Genomic DNA, 1,776 nt, shown 5'->3' with positions numbered 1-1,776 from the left:
CAGCGCTTTGAAATACCGGTCGCCAAGAGAATTTAGGCGCTTGGCAGCAGCATCAATTTAACGGGGAGTTGGTGTCCGGTTTGGTAGGGGCAAGTCCAAACGAGACCATCGATGCCGACATTGATCGCAACGAAGAGTCTCTTAAAAGCCTGGCTCAGTTTGGTAAAGACCTTGGCAAGCTTGATGGGCTTGAAGCTATCAAGAAGGAGATTGACAAATTAGAGCGTTCAGCAGGCATCATCAAACGCGGCGCCACGGCAATCAAGCTGGAAGAGGCCAGATCACTACCAAACTGGACGGATGAGCGCCTGAAGTGGTTTGAGTTACAAATTGAATCCCGAAACAGCTTACGCGAAAAAAGCAGCGCCAACGCGAACGTCGTAGCCGAATTGGAACGCCTAAAAAGGCAGCTGGTTGAGGAACATAAAAAATCTTATCCCGACGAACAGTCGTGCCCTCTCTGTGGCGCTGATTGGGAGGATCACAAATCAATGGTGGATGCCATTGAAGCAAGAACTAAGCAGATCTCTGATACGCTAGGCCAGGATGGTAAGGACTTAGTTAACCTTATCGCTGCTATGGACGCTGGGCTGAAGCTCATCGATAACCATATACAAGACGACCTAAAACTTCTCACGCCTACATTTGAACCAAAGCTTTATGCAGCAATGACCAGCATTAAGCTTCGCCTACCGGCAATAACGCAACTGCTGGAGACGCTGCAAGGCGAAAACGTACAACTCACTGACTCATTTACGGAATTTGATGACGTAGTAGTTGAGCGACTTGAGAAGCTCAAGGAAGTTCTAAGAAATAAAAAACAAGTTGAAACTGACGCCTTAGCACTACCGGAGGACTGGCGAGAAACCACAAATAGCACCTTCAAAGACTTGCAGGACTTCTATATAATAACGGCTGAAGACCTGAGGAACAAAGAGCAGTACATATCGATTACGGCCAATGAGGCTCAAAACTCTAGGCTCCAAACCTGTATTACCGATCTTAAGCTTATCGAAAAAGAAACCCTGGCTGCCCAAAAAGCACAAGGTAAAATCGAAAAGCTCCGCAGCACACTGAAGAAGACAGAGCAGAGTTATACCGACCAGACAATTTCAGCTATTGAGCTCATATTCCACATTTATAGTGGCCGACTGATCCAAAACTATCAGCGTGGCCTGGGCCTGTTTATCGAGAGCCGCGAAGGTACGCAGTTAAGGTTCCTGACTGCCGAGAAGTCTGAACACGATGCAGTTATGTCCATGAGCTCTGGCCAGGTGTCCGCCCTCAGCCTTGCCTTCTTCCTCTCCCTCAACAAGGTATATGCTCGGGTACCGCTCATCCTCATTGATGACCCTTCACAATCCCTTGATGAAGTGAACGTCGCCTCACTGACCGACCTACTCCGTTGCGAACTCAAGCATTGCCAGCTAATCGTGTCCTCTCACGAAGACGACATCTCCGCCTACATGCGCTACCGCTTCGACAGGGCTGGTATGACCACGAGCTCGCTTAACATGCAGCTCCTGGCGAAAGAAGCCTCGTAAGAGCCACCTGTGGCCACCTGGTAGAGCTAGGTGACCACAGGTGGCTAGCATCGTGGTCTTCCCTGAGGCCCGGGCTCGAGCAGCCTCAGGGGGAGATCCGCAGTGCTACCTTCCAAGCCCCAAAAGAAACTGATTGGACTTGCCCCTACCAAACCGGACACCAACTCCCCGTTAAATTGATGCTGCTGCCAAGCGCCTAAATTCTCTTGGCGACCGGTATTTCAAAGCGCTG

1 protein-coding gene is annotated in these 1,776 nt (G+C 50.0%); it reads left to right on the top strand.

Annotation, left to right across the window (positions count from 1 at the left end; translation table 11 throughout):
• Positions 1 to 71: 71 nt before the first annotated feature.
• On the top strand, positions 72 to 1,544 hold the full coding sequence (locus KDX37_RS29080) for a hypothetical protein (RefSeq protein WP_231656619.1): 1,473 nt from the start codon (positions 72 to 74) through the stop codon (positions 1,542 to 1,544).
• Positions 1,545 to 1,776 lie beyond the last annotated feature (232 nt).

The sequence above is a fragment of the Pseudomonas californiensis genome, assembly GCF_021147775.1.
Taxonomy (GTDB): Bacteria; Pseudomonadota; Gammaproteobacteria; order Pseudomonadales; family Pseudomonadaceae; genus Aquipseudomonas; species Aquipseudomonas californiensis.
Note: the sequence above shows the minus strand (reverse complement) of the source record. Positions and strands in the feature narration are given on the sequence as shown.